This is a genomic window from Microbulbifer sp. SE14 (assembly GCF_059834885.1).
The window spans coordinates 128,609-149,672 of sequence record NZ_JCBAJA010000011.1 but is presented as its reverse complement, the minus strand read 5'-3'; the positions used below and the strand labels follow the sequence as shown (position 1 = coordinate 149,672).

Annotated in this window: 12 protein-coding genes; 4 read left to right on the top strand and 8 right to left on the bottom strand. The window is 63.4% G+C overall.

The window, feature by feature from the left end:
• Positions 1–160: 160 nt before the first annotated feature.
• Complete coding sequence (locus tag AC6R19_RS10090; protein WP_500579693.1) at positions 161–418, top strand: DUF6624 domain-containing protein; 258 nt, start codon at positions 161–163, stop codon at positions 416–418.
• Positions 419–562: 144 nt separating this feature from the next.
• Here AC6R19_RS10090 and AC6R19_RS10085 read toward each other — a convergent pair whose 3' ends face one another.
• From AC6R19_RS10085 to AC6R19_RS10055, 7 genes are all read right to left on the bottom strand, one after another.
• Positions 563–1,453 carry an SMP-30/gluconolactonase/LRE family protein gene (locus tag AC6R19_RS10085; protein WP_500579692.1) on the bottom strand — a complete coding sequence of 297 codons (891 nt, stop codon included), beginning with the start codon at positions 1,451–1,453 and terminating at the stop codon, positions 563–565.
• 143 nt (positions 1,454–1,596) lie between these two features.
• Positions 1,597–4,044 carry a GH36-type glycosyl hydrolase domain-containing protein gene (locus AC6R19_RS10080; RefSeq protein ID WP_500579691.1) on the bottom strand — a complete coding sequence of 816 codons (2,448 nt, stop codon included), beginning with the start codon at positions 4,042–4,044 and terminating at the stop codon, positions 1,597–1,599.
• Positions 4,045–4,158: 114 nt separating this feature from the next.
• Positions 4,159–5,580, bottom strand: coding sequence for an MFS transporter (locus AC6R19_RS10075; protein WP_500579690.1), 1,422 nt, complete (start codon positions 5,578–5,580; stop codon positions 4,159–4,161).
• Positions 5,581–5,825: 245 nt separating this feature from the next.
• Positions 5,826–7,430, bottom strand: a complete 1,605-nt coding sequence (locus AC6R19_RS10070) for a lytic polysaccharide monooxygenase (protein ID WP_500579689.1) — start codon at positions 7,428–7,430, stop codon at positions 5,826–5,828.
• A 272-nt stretch (positions 7,431–7,702) separates the two neighbouring features.
• Positions 7,703–8,791, bottom strand: coding sequence for a glycoside hydrolase family 11 protein (locus AC6R19_RS10065; protein WP_500579688.1), 1,089 nt, complete (start codon positions 8,789–8,791; stop codon positions 7,703–7,705).
• Positions 8,792–9,172: 381 nt separating this feature from the next.
• Entirely contained in the window at positions 9,173–10,705 is a 1,533-nt protein-coding gene (locus tag AC6R19_RS10060; protein WP_500579687.1) for a tryptophan halogenase family protein, read from the bottom strand.
• A gap of 102 nt (positions 10,706–10,807) precedes the next feature.
• Entirely contained in the window at positions 10,808–14,029 is a 3,222-nt protein-coding gene (locus AC6R19_RS10055) for a TonB-dependent receptor (RefSeq protein ID WP_500579686.1), read from the bottom strand.
• 537 nt (positions 14,030–14,566) lie between these two features.
• Between AC6R19_RS10055 and AC6R19_RS10050 the strand changes: the two genes are divergently transcribed.
• The 3 genes from AC6R19_RS10050 to AC6R19_RS10040 all read left to right on the top strand — a co-directional run bounded on the left by AC6R19_RS10050 (position 14,567) and on the right by AC6R19_RS10040 (position 19,870).
• Positions 14,567–17,191 (top strand): endo-1,4-beta-xylanase, encoded by a 2,625-nt coding sequence (locus tag AC6R19_RS10050; protein WP_500579685.1) that lies wholly within the window; start codon positions 14,567–14,569, stop codon positions 17,189–17,191.
• An 88-nt stretch (positions 17,192–17,279) separates the two neighbouring features.
• Positions 17,280–19,202, top strand: coding sequence for a sialate O-acetylesterase (locus AC6R19_RS10045; RefSeq protein WP_500579684.1), 1,923 nt, complete (start codon positions 17,280–17,282; stop codon positions 19,200–19,202).
• A 368-nt stretch (positions 19,203–19,570) separates the two neighbouring features.
• The gene (locus tag AC6R19_RS10040) at positions 19,571–19,870 is read left to right on the top strand and encodes a beta-xylosidase family glycoside hydrolase (protein ID WP_500579696.1); all 300 of its coding nucleotides are present in this window, start codon (positions 19,571–19,573) and stop codon (positions 19,868–19,870) included.
• A 172-nt stretch (positions 19,871–20,042) separates the two neighbouring features.
• Here AC6R19_RS10040 and AC6R19_RS10035 read toward each other — a convergent pair whose 3' ends face one another.
• Positions 20,043–20,771, bottom strand: a complete 729-nt coding sequence (locus AC6R19_RS10035; RefSeq protein ID WP_500579683.1) for a FadR/GntR family transcriptional regulator — start codon at positions 20,769–20,771, stop codon at positions 20,043–20,045.
• Positions 20,772–21,064 lie beyond the last annotated feature (293 nt).

Genomic DNA, 21,064 nt, shown 5'->3' with positions numbered 1-21,064 from the left:
TGCCCTCACGCAGCGCCTTGACAGCGGCATCCATATCGAACGTAGGTTTGGTCATGAGTCATCTCTTTTTTGCGTATGGTAAAGAAATGACACAGAATTCTGAACACTACCGCTTCAGGGCGCGGCGCAGTCTGGTGAGGCTCCGCTATGGCAAGCGGCAATGCTCGAAGACCGGATAAGGATGTTCGAGGGTAAACCGCAGATCTACGGAACCCAGCTCGAAACCGACAGTGAGGGCACGGTACGTCCATACCTGCTCGAGGATCCGGAGCAGGTGGAAGAACGCCGGAGTAAAGTCGGCCTGGAGCCTCTCAGCACAAGGCTTGCTCGGGAGAAGCCGTCTCCAGGGCCCGATGACCCGGAACGCTTCGAGCGCGAGTATCAGGCATGGCTGCGTCGAGTGGGGTGGAGGTCATAAGCAGGTTGAAGAAGTGCCGGGCAGGCGGGGAAGGCTCACTCGGAGCCCAGAGCCCCCTAGATTCCGGCCTGCGCCGGAATGACGATATTTTAAGGGGCGCAGGAACGCCGGGTTTTTACCGAGCCTCGAAATCGCAGCCTGCCGCTAAAGACCGGCAACTCGCATTTCCAGGGTGTAGACGGAAGTGCCGGCGGTGATAAACAGTGCCCTGCGCTGTTCACCGCTGAAGGTGACATTGGCAGTCCAGTCCCCGGGCACTTGGATATGTTCTACCTGCCGGCCCTCGCTGTCGAACACGGTAACGCCCTTGCCGGTCAGATACAGGTTGCCCTCCGCATCCAGGGTCATGCCATCGGAGCCCATTTCCGCGAACAGCTTTTTGCCGGACAGGCGGCCGTCTTCCGCCACCGAGTAGACGTAGGTTTTGTCCGCACCTATATCGGCCACATAGAGTTTCCTGCCGTCGGCGCTGCCGATAATGCCGTTGGGTTTCACCAGATCCCCGGCGACGCGGACGGGCTGCTTGCGGCCCGGCGGGAGATAGTAGACGGCCTCGGCTTCTATCTCCTTTTCGCTCCTGTCCCAGTAGTCGCGCAGGTAGAAGGGATCGGTAAAGTAGATGCCGCCTTTGGGGTCGACCCAGAGATCATTGGGGCCGTTCAGGCGCCGTCCGTCGAAGTTGTCCAGCAGTACGCTGACATCCCCATCCGGGCCGATGCTCCATAACTGTCCCTTGTCGTCGGCGCATGCGAGCAGCCTGCCGTCGGCGGCGAAATAGAGGCCGTTGGCGCGGCCGGCGTTATCCATAAACAGGGTGAGTTTTCCGTCGACGCCGTACTTCCAGATTTTGTTGTTCGGTTGGTCGGTGAAGAATACATTGCCCTCGCTGTCCGCGGCGGGGCCTTCGGTGAAGGCAAATTTGTCCGATACCAGGGTGAGTTGCGCCCCTTCGGCAATCACTGGGCTGGCCGCGGTGGCCCCCTTTGCAAGCAAGAGCAGTCCGGCGAGCAGCGTCGCAGTTTTATTCCACATCATTTTCTTCCTCTTCTGATAACCATTCACTCTCGGGGCTCGCGGGGATTGTAGGAGCGGTTCGTGGCCGTGATCGGAGTGCGGGTTAGCCGGGGGGATCGATCGCGGCCATGGGCCGCTCCTACAAAAATACCCGGCGATAAAAACTATAACGGCGTCAATTCAGTCTCGCAGGGGTGCGCCGTGCGCGCGGCGCACCCTACGGGTGAGGGGGCGACAGCGGGCAATAGTATACGCAGCCGGTAGCTGCGCCCGGCCTCCACCGGGCTGACCAGAGGTTCGGACAGGGGCTCCCCGTCCAGCTCCACCTGCAGATCTACTGTGTCCTCCGCGCGGATAAATGTCACCTCGAAGACGGCGCCGCGGAAGCGGCGTTCCACCCGCGCCCGCTGCCAGTGCGATGGCAACTGCGGGGCTATGCGCAGGCCCGCCGGCTCCCCTTTCAATCCGAACAGCTGCTCCAGCACGCAGCGGTACAGCCAGGCGGCGGTTCCGGTATTGAAGAGTTGGCTGGAACGGCCCGCGTGCTCGGGGTACTGGTGCCAGGCGCCGCGGTAGTAGTTGGGTACGAATACCGGCAGCTGGCCGCGCCGCAACAGGTCCTGTGGATCGGGGCCGGGGATCATTTTCCGCAGCAGCTGCCAGGCTTTCTCTCCCTCGCCGCGGGCGCTATCCCCTTCACCGGTTTCGTAGAGGCTGTAGATATAAAAGACCGCCGCGTGATTGTACACGGAACCGTTTTCCGCGCTGCCCGGGTGTTTCTGGGTGAGCCGGCCCACGTCCTCGCGCATGGTGGTGTAGGCGGGCGCGAGCATCATGGGGCCGAAGGGGGTTTCCAGTTGCGCTTCCACGGCGTGCAGTATGCGTGCGCGCTGCCCGCTGTCCGCGGCGCCGGAGAGCAGTGCCCAGCTCTGCGGGTTGAGGTAGATGCGCCCCTCGCGGTCTTCACGCACGCCGAAGGCGACACCGTCGTCGGTAATGCCCCGCGCGAACCAGTCGCCGTCCCACAGGTGGCGGTTTACCGCGCGGTTGATTGCCTCCGCCGTGGAGAGATATTGCTTCGCGAGCGCGCCCTGATTCCGCTGCGCACAGATTCCGGCCCAGAGTTTCAGGGCGTAGGCCGCGGCCAGGGACAGCCAGCCGGAGACCCCCTTCCCCCGATAGCCGGCCATATTCATCGGGTCGCACCAGTCGCCCTGACCGATATAGCTGAGGCCCCGCTCGTCCCGCGCCGCCGCCAGGTGATCCAGGGCCCGGCAGACGCACTCGAAGACACTGCGACCGCCCTGCCCGGGCACGGCTTCGTCGAGCAGGGTATGGTCGCCGGTCTCGTCCAGGTAGGCATCGAGGGATACCGGCAGCCATACGCAGTGGTCCGTGTGCGGCACCTGGTTGATGTATTTCAGTTCCGCATTCGCATCGAGCAGTATGCCGTCCGGCATGGCGCCGTCCGGTTCCTGCTGGCCCAACGCGTGCAAAAACGCCGCGCGCGCGGCGTGCGGGCGGATGTAGGCCATGCCCAACTGGTCCTGCAGGTAGTTGCGGGTCTGCGGGTCGGTGGTCAGGCGGTTCACGTCGCCGTGGTAGAAAACCTGGCGCGGCAGCCAGTGGTTGACGAAATCATCCAGCGCCCTGTCCGGCGTATCGATCTGGAGGCAGCCGCGCGCCGGCTCCAGGTAGCGCCGGTAGTCCTCCGCGGCCGCGGCGAAACCGCCGGCGGACAGGTACCGCTTGCGCAGCGCGAGCATTTCCCCCTCGTCGCGCGCGGGGCCGAACAGGAAGCGCAGGGTGTGGCGTTCGCCCGGCTGCAGCTGCAGGCGGTATTGCAGCACCGCCGCCGGTACCTGGTAGCGCGCGTCGCCGCAGCCGAGCAGTGACTCCCGGATCGCATCCGGATTGTGCAGGCCGCCCTCGCCCTCGAAAACCTGCTGGCAGGCTTCCCAGGCATCCGGTGCGGTTTCGTGCAGGAAGAAGGTCTTGTCCTTGAAATCGCGGTTTTTAAAATAGTCCTCCACCTTCTGGTAGGGGGTCACGCTGGAGCAGACGATGCCGCCCAGGTCGGCCCGGTATTCGGCGGACTGGTTCATCCAGCTCATATAGCCGACGGGGAAATAGGGATAGACGGAGACTTGCCGCAGCTCTGCGGATTCGTTGGCGATTTCGCACTGCCACAGCTCGACTGCGTCATCCACCGGCAGGGTGAGCCGCATGGCCGCGCGCAGGCCGTGCTTCTGCACCTCCCAGTTGATTTCTTCCGGCGCGGCGGTGAAACAGAAGCTGTCGGGGACCGCGCGCACCGGCTCGTGGGGCGCGGAGAAGAGCGCTCCGCTCAGCTCGTCCTTGATATACAGGAAGCGGCCGGGGTGATGGGCGTAATACGGCTGTTCCGGCTGCATGAAGGTGGTGGCTTCGATGTTGGGTCCGCGGGCGTAACTGGCCGGTTCCGGTTGCATAAACCGCGCCACCGCAAAGCCGCGACAGCTGGCCTGGATCATCATGCGCCGGTTCCACAGGAAGGCGCCGGCGGCGGGCATGGCGGTGGGGCTGTGCAGCCTGCAGCGGCTGCCGTCCTCGCTGCTGGTGATAATTTGCATGGATACCTCTAAAAATGGCTATTCGGGTCTGTGCTGGATTTTTGCGCTGGAGCCTGCTTGCAGGCGAACAAAGGCGCCGCCTTGCCGCTCCACAATTCGCCTGCAAGCAGGCTCCTACGGTGTGAATTCGGCTCCGCTTCGTGCGCCTTCCCTCTCCCGGATCTGGGCCTGGATTTTTTCCAGCCTGGCGTTATTCAGGGGATAGAAACTCACCAGCAGCGCGGCCAGCAAGGCGAAGACGCCGGGCAGCACTGTCTGCAGCAGGGCGATGCCGGTCTGCGAGGCGTGCGCCTGCGCCTCGTTGGCCACATAGCCGACCGCCGCCAGTATCCATAGCATCAGCGCCGAGCCCAGGGCGCCGCCCAGTTTCTGCGCGCAGGTGGCGGCAGAAAAAGTCATGGCGGTGGCGCGCCGGCCGGTGCGCCACTCGTTGTAGTCGGCGCTGTCGGCGTACATGGACCAGGCCAGAGGTGATTTCGGTCCCAGGGCCAGGCTGATCAGTGTATTCAGGGTAAACATCAGCCCGATGGCATCTTTCGGCACGAAATAAAAGGCCATCGATAAAGTGCCCACAATCGCCATCAAGATCACCAGCAATCGCGTCTTGTCCACATAGCGGGTCAGCAGCGGCGTCAGCGCCGCGCCGGCGGCCAGCGCCAACGCCTGCACCGCCAGGTAATCGGAGATCAGTTCCGGCCGCTCCACGTAGTATTTGAAATAGTAATAGGAGGAGCCGCCGCGCAGGGTAATGGTGAGCATGATCACCATCGCCAGCCCGATCAGGATCAGCCAGGGGCGGTTGTGCAGCAGATCCCGCAGGTCGTCCCGCACGCGCGTCTTCTGTGTCGGCGGTGGCGCTATGCGCTCCCGGGTGGAGAAAAAGGTGATGGTGAATATCGCACAGGCGGCGGCACCGTAGAGCGCCATGGTCAGCTGCCAGCCCAGTTGCTGGTCGCCCCGCCCCAGCCATTCCACCAGCGACAGTGTGTATTTGTTGACGAAGGTCATGCCCGCGAAGGCGGCGATAAAACGGAAACTGATCAGGGTGTTGCGCTCCTGCGGGTGCGCGGTCATCACCCCGGACAGGGAGGAATAGGGGGTGCTCAACACCGAGTAGGCCAGCATCATGGCGCTGTAGGTGAGATAGGCGTAGACGATCTTGCCGCTGTCATCGAGGTCCGGGGTGGTGAAGGTCAGCACACCGGCGGCGGCCATCGGCAGGGCGCCCAGCAACAGCCAGGGGCGGAACTTTCCCCAGCGGCTGCGGGTGCGATCCGCCAGGGCGCCAACCACCGGATCGGTGAGCGCGTCGATGATTTTGGTCACCAGCAGCATGGTGCCGGCGACGGCGGCGGGCAGGCCGAAGACATCCGTGTAGAAAACAGCGAGAAAGGAGGCGATGCTGGTCCAGTAGAGGTTGAAGCCGAAATCGCCGATGGCGAAGCCGGCTTTTTCCCCCAGGCCCAGGCGGGCGAGGCGGGGGTTGTCCGCGATTTCCCCGTCCGGGACTGCGCTCAGTGAAGCTGTCTGTGACATGGATACTCCCGTTTTTTGTTGTTTTGTTGTTATGTAACTACTCGCCCACGGGAAACCCGCATCGATTTACGGGGAGTCCCTCTGTAGGAGCCTGCTTGCAGGCGATCATCGCCTGGAGCGATTTGACGCAGCGAAGCTGCCCGAAGGGCCGGGCACAGGGATGTGCCCGGCGAATGGCTACGGAGCTCCGTTCTTGTTCGCCTGCAGGCAGGCTCCTACAAGGGTGAGCAGTTGCGAATCCGCTTTTAGTCCGCGGAACAGGTCGGCGTGCCCACGTTGCCCGGTGCGCCCTGCATACCGAAGCTCACGCTCTGGCCCGGCTGCAGTGTGCTGTTGTGGTCCACGTTGCTACCCACAAGGGTGCTGCCGCTGCTGTTTTCCAACTCGATATTCCAGGGGTTGGTGATCTCCACCGGATTCTGGAACTGGAGCTGTATCGTCCAGCCGCTGACCGGCGCGCTGCCGTTATTGGTCACCGTGTAGTTGTTCAACACGAAACCCGCACCCCAGTCGTCCACCACTCCGACGCTGCATTCCAGGCCATCGCCACCGTTGGAATTTTCCTCGATCTGCAGGAAGGCGCTGGAGTAGGCGGCGGGCGCCTGGGCGTAGACCCGATTGTCGGTGGCGCTCTGGACCGGCTCGACATTGCCGCCGTTCAGCACGCCCACGTGCACGTCGGTGTTTTCGGCGTTCACCGCCTGGGCGAATTCGTAGGTCCAGGCGGAGGCAGCGCCGTTGTCGACCACAAACGGAGTGGACGGCAGGTAGACATCGGAGCCGCCTGTGGTCACCAGGCGCAGCTGTACCTGGTCGCCGGTGTCCAGTATCCGGGCGCTACCGGTCAGCGCACCCAGGTCCGCCCAGCTGGCGCCGCCCGCCGGGGTGTGGGTGAAGGTGAAGGCGTCGGTGCTGCTGGTGGAGCCGTCGCTCACCTGCAGGCGGACAGTGACCTCACCTTCCGACTCGGGATCGGCCAGGCTCAATACCGTATCGACCGCACTGGTGCTGCTCAGGCTGTAGAGCGCGCTGTCGGCGGCCTCCAGGCTCCAGGCATAGCTGAGGTTGTCGCCCTGGGAATTGGCCGCGCTGAGCGCTATCTCCCCAGCGCCGGTAAACACGCTGCTGTCCGGGGTCGCGGTGATATCGGCAACCACCGGATCCGGGCCGGTTCCGCCATCGAAGGCCACGTCGATACAGCCGTGGAAGCGCTCGTAGGTCCACTGGTTGCGGCCCCACTCGCCGTAGATGACATGGCGGCCGCTGCGCTCCGGAACCACGCACTGGGTGTGGAAGAGGCTGTTGTCCTTGTCCGGGGTGATATTCGGGGTCGCGCCCGGGTTGGTGTCGTCGTAGCCGGTCAGGTTGCAGAAGGGTTCACTTTCAAAGTCGTCCCAGGTGAGGGGCTGGCCCACCTGGTACTGGAAGTCGGGCTTGGTGATGTAGTAGACGAATTCCTCGGTGTCGTCGAAGTGCGGGCCCCAGGAAATATTCCAGGTGATGGTCAGGGGGCCGGAGCTGATGGAGTGGGTGGGCCAGTCGATGGATTTGTCCCAGGGGGTGGCGCCGCCGCTCCAGGTCTCGCTGTCGAAGCCGCACACATTGGTCGGCAGCGGAGTCACGCCCTTGCGGCCCACATCGTGGGTCAGCACGCTCATAAACTGGTAGCCGCCATTGAAATCGTCGGCAAAGGCCTCGGCGCAGGCGCTGCCCGGCTCCGCCGTATCGGGTTTGGTGATCGCGCCGCAAAACCAGTTGCGCGCTGCCGGCTCGGACATCAGGCCGTGGCCCATTGCTCCGGCGGATAACATCAGGGTTAACAGACCGAACCACATTTTTTGATACCGCATGACTTCTCCCTCCTATTGTTGTTGAGAAGAATGTGATGCGGTGCGAGAGAAAATTATCGTTATAGTTATTTATTAAAGGGGGCAGACGAACCGCTCCCGGGCTTTTACCGCGGAAGGTAAGCGCTCCCCCCCTACTACCAATAAGAAGAGTCCTGGGCGGCCCTGCTACCGGGGGCCAATTGGGAAAAAGCCTCATCGGCAAACATTTCCCAATTGCCCCCCGGTATCAGGGCCTTAGCATTGGACTCTGGTATTCTTTTCCGAGTTCCAACTCACGGCGTATTGCCGAAACCGATCACCCCGTCGCAGTGCATATAGGACGTATGGGAGCCACCGCCACACTCACCATTCCCCCAGGCGGCGGTGTTGTAGCTCTGGTCCGCCCCATAGCGCCGGTCGCCGTCGATCTCCACAAAATCGATCTGTGCATCCCAGCCGCCGCCCTGGTCGCCGTAGTGCTCAACGGTGACACCGCCACTGGCGCTGGTCTGGACCGTGAAGGTCTGCCAGTAGTTCTGCAGGGTCCAACTGCCCACGATATTGTTCCAGTCCACCCGCAGGCGGATGGTCTCGCCGCCGGCCGTGCCGCGGGCGCGCACCTGTATGGTGTGCTGGTCACCGCCTCCGGAGGAGCCACCGCTGGAAGAACCACCGCCGGAGGAACCGCCGCTGGAAGAGCCACTGCCCACCGTGATATTGGAGTTGCCGCTGCTCTGGTAGCCCTCGGTGGCGAGGACCATGTAATCGTGGCTGCCGAGGTTCAGGCCGTGGCTGGCCCAGGCGTCGAAGTGGTTGCCCGTGGTGATGGTGCCGCCGGTTCTCTTCTGCTGGCGGACGCTCCAGTACTGGTAGAAGGTCGCGTTGCCCTCGATGGAGGGCTGGTTGACGCGCTGGGTGCGGTAGATGTCGTAGGTACCGCCATCGGTGGTCACGGTACCGTAATAGGTGCCGCTCTGGCCGGGCCGGTAAGTGCCCCAGTTCTCGACAACGTAATATTCAACCAGCGGATTTCTCGTCCAGCCGTACAGGGCCAGGTAGCCGTTGCCGGAGGGATTGAAGGTGCCCGAGTAGGTTACGGTTCTGCGCCCGCCCGGATTCCAGCCCTTGCCGCCGACCCAGTTGCCGGTATTGCTCCAGGAGGAACTGTAGTTGCCTCCCGATCCCAGTGTCATGGAGACGGTTCCGGGGGCATCGGTCCAGAAGGTATAGAAGTAGCCGTCGTGGGTACCCGTCTGGTTCGAGGTCAGGGTCTGGGCATGGGCCGCGGCCATGCAAATGGCGGCAACCCAGAGCAGCGCCGCGACAAGCAGCCTGCCGGGAGCCCCGGTTCCGCCAGTGGTTCTTGTTGTGATTTCTTTCATCATCGTCTCCTGAGCCGGTGCCCTTCCGCGAACCGCCGGCCGGAGCTGCCCGGCATTTATTATTGGATGTTGTTTTTTGGGTAGCGCACTGCAAATCACACCGGCCGAAATCTTCTCCACGCCGTCCCGGAAAATGGTAACGCTACCATTTTCGATCCTGATGCCATTGAATGTCCCTGTCAAGACAGCGAGGGTAAAGCAGAGTCGAATTGGGCGACGGATGGAGATAAATATGATATCGGTACTATTCCAGCCCGACTGTCATTCAGGAGCCTTAACCTAGAACTTGTGTTCGCCATGTAGGTCAGGGGGAAGCGGGGAATCCGATCGCGGCCGTGGACCGCTCCTACAGGGCAGCAGAGCGAAAAGGGGATCAAGCCATTAGGCAGGGGCGGCGCAGCGGGTGCGGATAAATTCCGCATGGCTGGGCATATAGTCCACGGATCGGGCGACCACGCCGCGGATCTCTTCCAGGCGGCGGTGGATTTCCGCCTCCGGCATTACGTCCACCAGCGGGTGGTAGCCGAGCGGCTCTATGCCCTGCCCCGCCATCACCTCGAGCCAGCTCAGTTCGTTGAACAGTTCGTCGGCGTCGCGGACTATGCGCCCGCTCTGGCGGAACTGTTCGATCTTCTGCGCGAGGGTTGCGGGGATTTCCATCTCGCGGCAGTGGCGCCAGAAATCGGAGTCGTCGCGCTTGTTGGCGTGGTAGTGGAGTATCAGGAAATCGCGGATGCGGTCGTACTCGAAATGGGAGCGGCGGTTGAAAGAATCCATGTCCGCGGGGGCGAAATCCCGGTCCGGGAAATGGCTGAGCAGCCGCGCTATGGCGGACTGCACCAGGTGGATGCTGGTGGATTCCAGCGGTTCCATAAAGCCGCCGGCGAGGCCGATGGCCACGCAGTTCCTGTTCCAGAATTTCTTGCGCTTGCCGGTGGTGAATTTCAGCAGCTTCGGCTCCGCCAGGGGCCGGCCGTCCAGGTTGCCCATCAGAATATCCACGGCCTCGCCGTCGTCCATATGGGCGCTGCTGTAGACGTGGCCGTTGCCGAGCCGTTGCTGCAGCGGTATGCGCCACTGCCAGCCGGCGCGGCGCGCGGTGGCGCGGGTATAGGGAGGTATCGCGGGCGGGTATGAAGAGGGGGAAGGCTCGCCGGGGGACTCGCAGGGGACGGCCAGGGCGCGGTCGCAGGGCAGCCAGTGGGTCCAGTCCTCGAAACCGGTGTGCAGCGCCTGCTCGATCAGCAGGCCGCGGAAGCCGGAGCAGTCGATAAACAGGTCGGCGCCGAGGCGCGCGCCGTTTTCCAGCACGACTTCCTTGATAAAACCCTTTTCGTCCAGCTCGCTGCCCAGCACTTTTCCCTCGCTGCGGCGCACGCCGCGCTGCTCGGCGTAGTCGCGCAGGAAGCGCGCGTAGAGGCCGGCATCGAACTGGAAGGCGTAGGCGATATTGGAAAGGGGCGAGTTGCCGGCGTCGATGGAGCGCATGAATTTGCCGCGGTAGGCGGCGCGGGCGCCGAGGGTGTACTCGGACAGGTCCCGCGCCCTGCGAAGGGCGCGCATCTTCAGCCAGTAGTGGTGGAAGTGGATACCCTCCATATCCCGGCCCACGTCGCCGAAGGCGTGGATATAGGCACTGCCGGGGCGCAACCAGTCCACGAATTCTATGCCCAGCTTGAAGGTGGCGCGGGTGCGACGCACGAACTCGTCCTCGTCCAGCGCCAATAGTTTGTTGAACAGCAGTATCTGCGGGATGGTGGCCTCGCCCACCCCCACGGTGCCTATCTGCTCGGACTCCACCAGCTGGATTTCACAGTAGCGGTTGCGCAACACCTGCGACAGGGCGGCGGCGGTCATCCAGCCGGCGGTGCCGCCGCCGAGGATCAGGATTTTTTTTATTCTGTTGTCGGGCATGGTGCTGTGTTACCGCAAGTGATTGAATCGTGCCTGTAGGAGCCTGCTGTGACCGCCATGGATGGCAGTCACAGCAGGCTCCTACAGAGTGGCCGCGCGGCTTTAAAAATTCGCGCGGGCGATCAGCGCCAGGCGCCGGTCGTTCACGAACCAGGAGCGCGGCGCCTCGGTGCCCTCGTCGTCCAGGATCATGATGGTCTCGGTCTGGGTATCGAGCAGGTTGCTGGCCTGCAGGCCCAGGGTGAGGCCGTTGTCGAAGTTGTAGAACAGGGAGCCGTCCAGGAAGCCGGCGTCGTCGTTCCACAGCGGGTACTTGCTGATCACGTCGCGGGTGGTGAGCAGGTACCTGGAGCGCCAGTTGTAGGCCAGGCGCGCGGACCAGGGGCCCTTCTCGTACATGCCGACGATATTGAAGGTGTTTTCCGATACGCCCTTCAGCGGCAGCTTGGAAATATCCGGCAGCGGGTAGCGATCCGGGTCCGGCTCTTCGCCGGTGACCGGCGTTTCGAGTCCGGACAGGGCGCTGTTGTCCAGGCCGGAATCGATCCAGGTGTAATTCAGCTGCAGGCCCAGGCCGTCCCAGGGCGCCGGCAGCATGTCGTAGAACTGCTGGTAGGCCAGCTCCACCCCCTGCATAAAACCGTCGCCGCCGTTGATGGTGGATTCAAAGTCCACCGTCTGCACCTGGCCGGTGAGCGGGTTGGCGAAACTGCGGGGGAAGGCGCCATTGATAAAGGTATCGCTCAGGTCCCTGTAGAAGAGCGAGGAGGTGAAGGAGCCGACGTCGGCGAAATACCACTCCAGCGACACGTCGTACTGGATGGACTCCATCGGCCACAGGTAGGGGTTGCCGCCGGAGCCGGTCCAGTGGACCGGGGCCACCGATTCGATCATCTGGCCACCGTCCTCCTCCTCGTCCTGCGGTGGCGCATCGGGGGGCAGCTCCTCCTTCGGCAGGTAGGTTACCCCCACCGGGCGTGCGCCGAGTACCGCCTGATTCTTTACTTCCGACATGTCCGGCAGCGCTATGGCCTTGGATACCGCGAAGCGCGTCAGCAGGTCGTCGGTGAGTTCCACCTTGAGGTTGAGGCTGGGCAGCACAGTGCTGTATTTGCTGCGCCCCTCTTCCAGGGTGAAGGCATCGTTGCCGAAGGCCTTTTCCGCAGGGGTGAGCCAGTTCTTGGCGTCACGGGCGTAGGCGATGGCGTCCGGCAACGTCTCGAACCGCCCATCGGCCACTGCCTGCTCACCCCAGGTGATAATGGCATCCTGGTCGCTGAGATCCGTGGGCGCACCGTCCGGATAGGGCAGGCCGACAAAATCCGGGTACTGCACCGATCCCAGGGCCTCGCGTTCCAGCTCCACGTAGCGCAGGCCGATATTGCCCTGGAAGCGGTAGCGGGTCTCGTCGGAGCCGAAGTCCAGACGCAAGTAAGCCGCGCGATTGGTTTCGGTGGTTTCGTAGATCTCCGGCGACTGGAAGAGTCCTTTCGCCACCAGATCCTCGCGCGCGTAATAGGGTATCCACGGATCGCCATCCGGGTCATTGTTGAACAGCTCCCGGCGTCCGGCGAGCACATCTTTCACCAACTGCTCGGTGGGAAAGAGGAAGCCACCGCCGGGCACGCTGAGCACATCGCCGCGGTGGAAATCGCTGAAGTCTACGAATTCGTAACCTTGATCAGCCACCCGCGGATCGCTCAGGGGGACAATAGGGGCATTCCATTCGGCGCCGATGGTGCCCCAATTGTAGGAAGTAGCGCGCACCGTCTGCTCGCGCTCGGCCAGGCGCGCGCCGAACCTGGCGGTGCGCAGCAGGCCGAGGGGTTCGTCGCTGAAATGGTAGGAGCCGTCGAAGCGCCCGGCAATGGATTCACCCTCCGAGCGCTCGTAGTGATCCAGAGCGGAGCGCCACCAGTAGTTGTCCGGATTCTGGAACCAGTTGGGAGCCGCCTCCTCCCCCCGGGCGGTCCAGGGGTCGGACAGCGCAAGGGTGGGCGTGCTGCCGCTGGCATCGTAGTCCTGTACCGCGTATTGACCGAGGGCTATCTGCAGATCGTCATCGGATGTCTCGGCCTTGATGTACTGGAAGTCGAAGCCGTACTCCCAGCTGTCGTTGGGGGTGAACTGCAGATTGACAGCGTAGTCGTCCACTACCGTGTGGGTGTCCTTGTGGCGGGTGTCGGTCTGGAACTTGTTGCCGAACTGGCCCACGCCAGAATAGTCGTCCGGGGCATAGCCGTTGTCACCGTCGCGCCAGCCGGCCTCGTTAACCATCACGCCCTTTTCGAAGACGCCATCACTGGTGAAAGAGAACTGGGTGTCCTCCAATGGCCCCACGCGCCGCTCCGCGTCGTAGGCATCACCCTGGTACTTGACCGCGTTCTCGGTCCAGGAAAGGCGTGCGTCCGAGCGCATGAACTGGGCGGTGGCCAGCATCGTCTCTTCGGTATTGGCCCACTGGAAGGCGCCGGCGTAGCCCTTGCGGCTGCGGTCGTCATTCTTCATGAAGAAATTCGAGCCGTTCGGCAGCCACACGGTATCGAAACTCTCGGCGCCGGCTATTCCCTCGGCATCGTGCTGAATAAAGGCATCCGACTGTATGCCGTGGGAAGCGCCCTTCAGCTCGGAGTCGGCCAGGTTCAGCAACAGCCCGAATTCGCCGACAGGGGTTTGCCAGCGATCGCTGTAGAGGGCGGAAAGCGTCGGCGTGGTCTCCTCCGCCATGTCGCCCCAGGAGACATCCCCGGACACCGCGAAGCTCCGCTCGGCCATGTCGAACGGCTTGCGGGTGCGCAGGCTCACGGTGCCGCCGATACCGCCCTCGATCATATCCGCGGACTGGTTCTTGTAGATGTCCACGCCGCCCATCAGCTCCGGCGGCACATCCTGCCAGGAGAGGCCGCGGCCGGAGTTGGCGGTGAAGGAGTCGCGACCATTGAATTCGGAACGGGTGGCGGTCATGCCGCGGATGATGGCGCCGGAGCCCTCCACACCGAAGTGGTCCGGGTCCTCGGAGGCGGCGAAGCGCTCGATGGAGACGCCGGGCATGCGCTGCATGGCCTCCAGCACACTGCGGTCCGGCAGCGAACCCATGTCCGCGGCGGAGATGGAATCGACGAAGGTGTCGGCATTGCGCTTGATGTCCTGGGCGTTCTCCAGGTTGATGCGCGTACCGGTGACGGAGATCTCCTCGATGGCTTCGGATTTTTCCTTTTCCGTGGATTCCGCCTCCGCGGTGTCCTGGGCCAGGGCCTGCTGGGCGCCCAGTGCGGTGGCCGCCAGTGCGATGATGACTTCTGACAATTTATTTTTCTTGAACACGGGAATTCCCCCATCTCGCGTGGTCCGCGGGTTTGCCCGACTGCCCAACTCCAGGGTGTTCCCAGCGGTTGTAATTATTCGTTGGTGACTGTTTAGCTACCGATTTGTTACCGCTACCATTTATAAGAATCCGGCAACTCCCGGGACCCTGTCAAGATTTTTCCCCTCCGGTAACCGAAGGATGATTTAGGCGCAAGAGCAGCAGAAGCACGATCTCCGGTGAATCCGCCACCCTGTTGTAAACGTTTACATTAGGTGTTAGCGTTATCGAAAATATGTAGCAGCAAGTGGCGGCGCGGCAGGCGCCATTTCGCCAACAACAATAAAACTTGCGCGATATCAGCGATGACACAGCCTTCACCACCTCCCGGTGTGTGCCCGCACCCGCGCCCAGATCCTCGCAGGATGGCAGAGGTGGGTGGAGCGGCAGCCCCGCGGCTGCCGCCCACCTCACGCCTCTCCGGCCGGCGATTTCCATACCAGCGCTTTAACAACAAGAAAGTCCGGAACACCGGACAAACGGGAAGGGTATCGACCATGAAATTTGACCTGTTTCGAGCGGTTTTCCTCGCCACAGCGCTGGCCGCGGCCGGCTGCACCGACAAGGAGATAGAGGGTCCGGACGAATCGGCGCCCGACATCAACGCGCCGCCGGTGGCCGACGCCGGCGCCGACCTGACGGTGGCCGCGGGGGACGCCGTCACCCTGGCGGGCTCCGGCAACGATTCCGATGGCAGCATCGCCGGCTACAGCTGGAGCCAGGTCTCCGGCCCCTCTGTGTCCCTGTCCGCGGACGGCGCCGAGGCCGGCTTCACTGCACCGGCGGTGGAAGAGTCGGCGCAACTGGTGTTCGAGCTGCGGGTCACCGATGACAGCGGGGCCACAAGCGAGGCGGACCCGGTGACCGTGACGGTGCTGCCGAAGCAGGAGAAATTCTTCGGCACCGCGGTGGAACAGGCCGACGACTACAACCAGCTCACCGTCTACTTCGACCAGGTCACCCCCGGCAACGCCGGCAAGTGGGGCAGTGTCGAGTCCAGCCGCGATGCAATGGACTGGACGGCCCTGGACACCGCCTACCAGTTCGCCGCGGATAACGGCCTGCGCTACAAGCACCACACCCTGATCTGGGGCCAGCAGCAGCCCGCCTGGATGGATGGCCTGAGCACCGAAGAGCAGCTGGCGGAAATCGAGGAGTGGATGGCGGCGCTGAAAAACCACTACGACGGCGAGATCGACATGATCGACGTCGTCAACGAGCCCCTGCACGCCCCGCCCTCCTACAAGGAAGCCCTCGGCGGCGACGGCGACACCGGCTGGGACTGGGTGATCACCGCCTTCGAGATGGCGCGCGCCCATTTCCCCGATTCCATCCTGATCCTCAACGACTACAACATCCTGCAACTCAGGGAATTCACCGAGGATTACCTGGAAATCATCGAACTGCTGCAGGCCCGGGACCTGATCGACGGCATCGGCGTGCAGTCGCATTTCCTGGAGCAGACGCAGGCGCAGCAAGTGCGGGACAACCTGGACCGGCTGGCCGCCACCGGCCTGCCCATCTATGTGTCGGAACTGGACATCAACTTTATCGACGACGCGCGCCAGGCCAACAAAATGCGCGAATTGTTCAGCATCTTCTGGCAGCACCCGGCGGTGGCGGGCGTCACCCACTGGGGCTACCGCCAGGGCCACACCTGGCGCACGGAAGCCTGGCTGCTGAACAGCGACGGCACCGAGCGACCGGCGCTGGAATGGCTGCGCTGTTATATCGCCGAAGAAAGCGGTTGCGACGCGCTGGTGCCAGAGTATGTACCCGCCGGCTGGAGCGGCGGCGCCTCCGGCGTGAAACTGGAGGCGGAACTCCACGACCGGGGCGAGGGCGTGCTCGCCTCCGGGGACATCGTCTCCCACACCGACGTGGGCGACTGGATACTGTTCCAGGGCGTGGCATTCCAGCCGGAATGGGACAGCTTCTCGATCAACTACGCCAAGGGCAGCGGCGCGGAGGGCGGCGTCTCGGTGCGCCTCGACAGCCTGGAAAACAGCAATACCCTGATTGTGCCGCTGCCGGTCTCCGGCGGCTGGAGCGAGTTCGCCACCGCGGAAGCCGAGTGGCCGCCAATCGAGGGCAGCCGCGATGTGTACCTCCGCTTCAACGAGGTGGCCGGCGTGGGCAATATCGACTGGCTGCGCTTCGCCCCCGCCGGCACGGCGGTGGAAGTGAACCTGGTGGAAGGCGAATTCGAGCAGGGTATCGGCGACTGGTACGCCTGGGCCGGCGGCACCCTGACCTCCTCCGACGAACAGTCCCGCAGTGGCGGGCGCAGCCTGAAGGCCTCCGGGTTCAGCGGCGGCGGCTACGCCGCCCACGAGATCACCGCGCTGGTGGAGCCCGGCACCAGTTACCCGGTGAGCCTGTGGGTATGGCTCAGCCAGGCCGGCCGGGTCACCCTGACCCGCGAATTGGCGGGCTGCGAGGGCACCGACCAGTGGAGCTGGCTCGCCGACAACGCGGATATTCCGGCGCAGACCTGGACCCAGCTCAGTGGCGAACTGGCGATTCCCGAGGGCTGCACCCCGAGCAAGGTACAGATCTACCTCGAGGGCACCGCCGACGGCACCGATGTGTATATCGACGATGTGAAAGTCATCGCCACAACGCCGGCGGAGCCGGGCGACAACCTGATTCCCGACGGCGGCTTCGAGGGCGCGAGCCTCGACTCCGGCTGGGCCTCCTGGTGGGAGGCCGACAAGGCGAGCCTGTCGCTCACCACCGAGCAGGCCGCGGCGGGGCAGCAGAGCCTCAAGGTGTCCGAGCGCCAGGATGGCGGCAACCGCCCCTCCTACAACCTGGCCGGCACAGTGGAAGCCGGCAAGACCTACGCGATAAGTGCCCAGGCGCTGCACACAGGCCCGGATGCGGCGGCCATGGGCCTGGCCTTCAAGCTGCGTTGCAACGACGTCCCCGACGGCGACTCCACCTATGTGGACATACAGAACCACTGGGAAATGCCGGCCGACACCTGGACCGGCTTCAGCGGCAGCGTGCAAGTGCCCGCGGACTGCGCCGTGATCAACGAAGCCCGCATCTACTTCCAGCACACACCGCTCGAAGTCGAAACGATTTATATCGACGAGGTCTCGGTGACCGAACAGTAAGTTTCCCCGTTGTGCTTCTTCGGGCGCCGCGAGGCGCCCGCTTTTATTTAGACATTTTTATAGAGACTTTTTACAGAGGTACAGGCCGATGCGGCAAAAATCCCTTCCCGCTCTCATCTCCGTCTGCCTGCTGTCCGCTAGCGCCCTTTTTTCCGCTAATGCTTTTGCCGAAGTGCGCCTGCCGAAACTGATCGGCGACGGCATGGTGCTGCAGCGGGACACGGAGGTAAGAATCTGGGGCTGGGCGAACCCGGGCGAAAGGGTATCGGTAGATTTCCGCAACGGCAGCTACCAGGCCAAAGCCAACGGCGAAGGTGAGTGGGCGGTAAACCTGCCGGAAATGCCGGCGGGCGGCCCCTACTCGATGGAGGTCCGCGGCGACAACACCATCTCCATCGACGATATCCTGGTGGGCGATGTGTGGCTGGCCTCCGGCCAGTCAAATATGGAATATCCGATGCGGCGGATACTACCGCCCTACGGCCCATCGCTGGAGCTGGAAAATATCCCGGCCATCCGCCAGTTCCTGGTGCCCCAGCACTACAACTTCGACGCGCCGGAAACGGATTTCGAGTCGGGCCAGTGGCAAAAGGCCACCCCGGAAACCGTGCTCGACTTTTCCGCAGTGGCCTACTTTTTCGCGCAGGAAATCCACAAGAGCGAGAGCGTGCCCATAGGCCTGATCAATGCCAGCCTGGGCGGCTCCCCGGCGGAGGCCTGGCTCAGCGAGAGGACCCTGAAACAGTTTCCCGATCACTTCGCCGAAATGCAGCGCTTCAAAAGCGACAAGCTGATCGCGGAGATAGAACGGGCGGACCGCAAACGCATCGACGGCTGGTATCGGAAGGCCAACGACAGTGACTTGGCCCCCCGCGACGCGCAAACGCCCTGGCACAAGATGCAGGTCCCCGGCTACTGGGCGGATACCGAGCTGGGGGAAACCAACGGCATCGTCTGGTTCCGGCGGGAATTCGAGGTGTCCCACAGCGCCGTGGACAGGGAGGCCACCCTGGTACTCGGCCGCATCGTCGACGCGGACACCACCTACATCAACGGCGAGCAGGTGGGCAGCACCGGCTACCAGTACCCGCGGCGCAGGTACCGGCTGCCGGCGGGGCTGCTCAAGGCCGGAAAGAACACCATCGATATCCGCGTGACCAGCGAGCGAGGCCGCGGCGGTTTTGTGCCGGACAAGACCTACGCTGTCTTTGCCGGGGACGAACGCATAGACCTGACCGGCGAGTGGCAGTACCGGCTGGGTGCGAGCATGCCGCCACTCGCCGGCCAGACCTTCGTGCGCTGGAAGCCCGGCGGCCTCTACAACGGCATGATCCACCCGCTGCTGAACTACCCGATCAGGGGCGCCATCTGGTACCAGGGGGAATCCAATACCGGTCGGCCGCGGGAATATGCAAGCCTGTTCCCGGCCCTGATCCGCGACTGGCGCCGCAGCTGGAAGCTGGGGGATTTCCCCTTCCTGTACGTGCAGCTGGCCAACTTCCTGCCGGCCAAGACACAGCCCTCGGAGAGCGACTGGGCGCTGCTGCGTGAAGCGCAGTTGAAAACCCTGGCCGAGCCGAATACTGCCATGGCGGTGACCATCGATATCGGCGAGTGGAACGACGTGCACCCGCTGAACAAGAAAGACGTTGGCGCGCGGCTGGCGCTGGCGGCGCGAAGGCTCGCCTACTGCGACAAGGAAGTCGTTTTTTCCGGGCCCGCTTTCAAATCCCTGCGCCGGGAGAAAAACAGGCTCACCCTCGACTTCGCCCACACCGGCAGCGGACTCACCGCCCGCGGCGGTGAACTCCGGCAGTTTGCCGTCGCCGGCAAGGACCGGCGCTTTGTCTGGGCCGAGGCCGCCATCGAGGGCGACACAGTCGTCGTCTGGAGCGACGAGGTGCCGGAACCGGTAGCGGTGCGCTACGCCTGGGCGGACAACCCCGAGGGCGCCAACCTGTACAACCGCGAGGGGCTGCCGGCCTCGCCCTTCCGCACCGATGACTGGTAGCGGCACAGTGCCTACGGCAAGAGGGTGAACACAAGGTTCGCCCCTACGCGTCCAGCACAGAGGTTGTAGCGAGCTCGCAAATCAAATTTGTAGATACTCTGTTTCAAATCAAGCATTCATTGGCTCGTCATACCGGCGCAGGCCGGTATCCAGTTTCGGGGACGTCTGGATTCCGGCCTGCGCCGGAATGACGAGAAAACTCTTCTGTAGGGGCGAACCTTGTGTTCGCCCGAAACCAGCAGGAAATATAAAAATGCACAAAAGTTTTCTGGCAGCGCTGCTGTTATCGGCCACCGCCCACGCCAGCTTCGACTGGTTCGAATAGAGCGGCCGCGACCCGGTCTTCGAAAAACCGCTCGGCGAAAAAAATTACCGCAACCCGCGGGCCACGGCGGCCATGCGCTACCGGCCGGTGCGACCGCGCCGGGCTGGCGGCCTTCCAGGGCGACGACTATTTCTATTTCTTCGGGCTCGAGCGGGGTGAGGGGGGCAAACCGCAATTGGTGGTCAGACGCCGCGCGGGCGCCAGGGAGAGTGTGCACGGGGAGCCGGTCGCCTCAACGCCACTGGAGGCCAGCGACGACGGGCCGATCCATCTGCGCATCGAGGCCCGCGCCGACCGCTATGATTTTCTCTACAGCAGGGATGGAGATAAGTGGACGCGGTGATGGGAGTCTACGCCTACCGCGCGGCGCAATAACGCGGCAACCCGGGTTTAGGGTTTTGGGGGACCTGTAGGAGCCAGCCCTGCTGGCGAAGCGGCCGCCGCCGCTATTCCAATCGCCTGCAGGGCAGGTTCGCACAACGCGCTGCGCCACAAAGCATTTTCAGACCCGTCGCTCAGGCCGTCGCCGCCGCGGTCCGACCGGCCAGCTCGCCCTCGATCAGGGCCAGGGCCTCATTCTGCATGGCGGCGGAGGCGTCGCGCGCGGCCCGGACGTTGCCCCGGTCAATGGCATCGTAGAGTTTCTTGTGGTTCCGGTAGCTGGCCGTCTCCACGCCCTTGATGCGGTTGGTAAAGCGGATGCTCACCCGCAGCGCCGTCTCGATAAAGCTGCCCAACTGGATATAGAAGGCGTTGTTGGTGGCGTTGAGGATATTGATGTGGAAGGCAATATCCGCCTCCACCGGGTCGTCCAGCCCCTCCTCCGCGCGTTTCATGCACTCGAGGGACTCACCGATGGCCGCAATCCCATCCCTGTCCTGCTCCGCCGCCGCCAGTGCGGCCGCCTCCTTCTCGATGGCCGTGCGCAGCTGCAGGAACTCCCGCAGCATCTCCAGCGACGGGCTGGCGCGGAGTATCCAGCCGAGCACATCCGGATCGAACAGGTTCCAGCGGGCCCGCGGCTGCACGCGGATCCCCTGGCGCGGGCGCGACGTGACCAGCCCCTTGGCAGTCAGCATCTTGATGGCCTCGCGGGTGGCGCTGCGGCTGATGCCGTATTCGTCGCAGAGGCCCGCCTCCGAGGGCAACCCCTCACCACTGCGGTAGCGGCCGTCGACGATGGCCGCGCCCAGGGTGTGCACCAGTTGCTGGGTCAGGTTGTGTCCGCTGTGCTGTCTGTTCACGAGTGTTGAGTTCCTATTGTTATGAACACCGGGGCAAAGATAACCCGCATTGACTCCGATCGCAGCCCCGGAAGGCCCCAAAGGCCCGATACCGCCTGCCCCGACGCCCAATTAGCATATCATTGTGATTAATATTGTAAACGTTTACATTTGTTGGTAATGTAACCAGCAAGCTGCAGCCAAAGCCTCCCCGGAGGCGGCGTAGAAAGCCGGCCGCAGCGGTAAAACGAGAGAAAAATGAGCGGGAGCACCCCCGCCAAGCGCTCGACAATAAACAACGACTTGCGCCGACA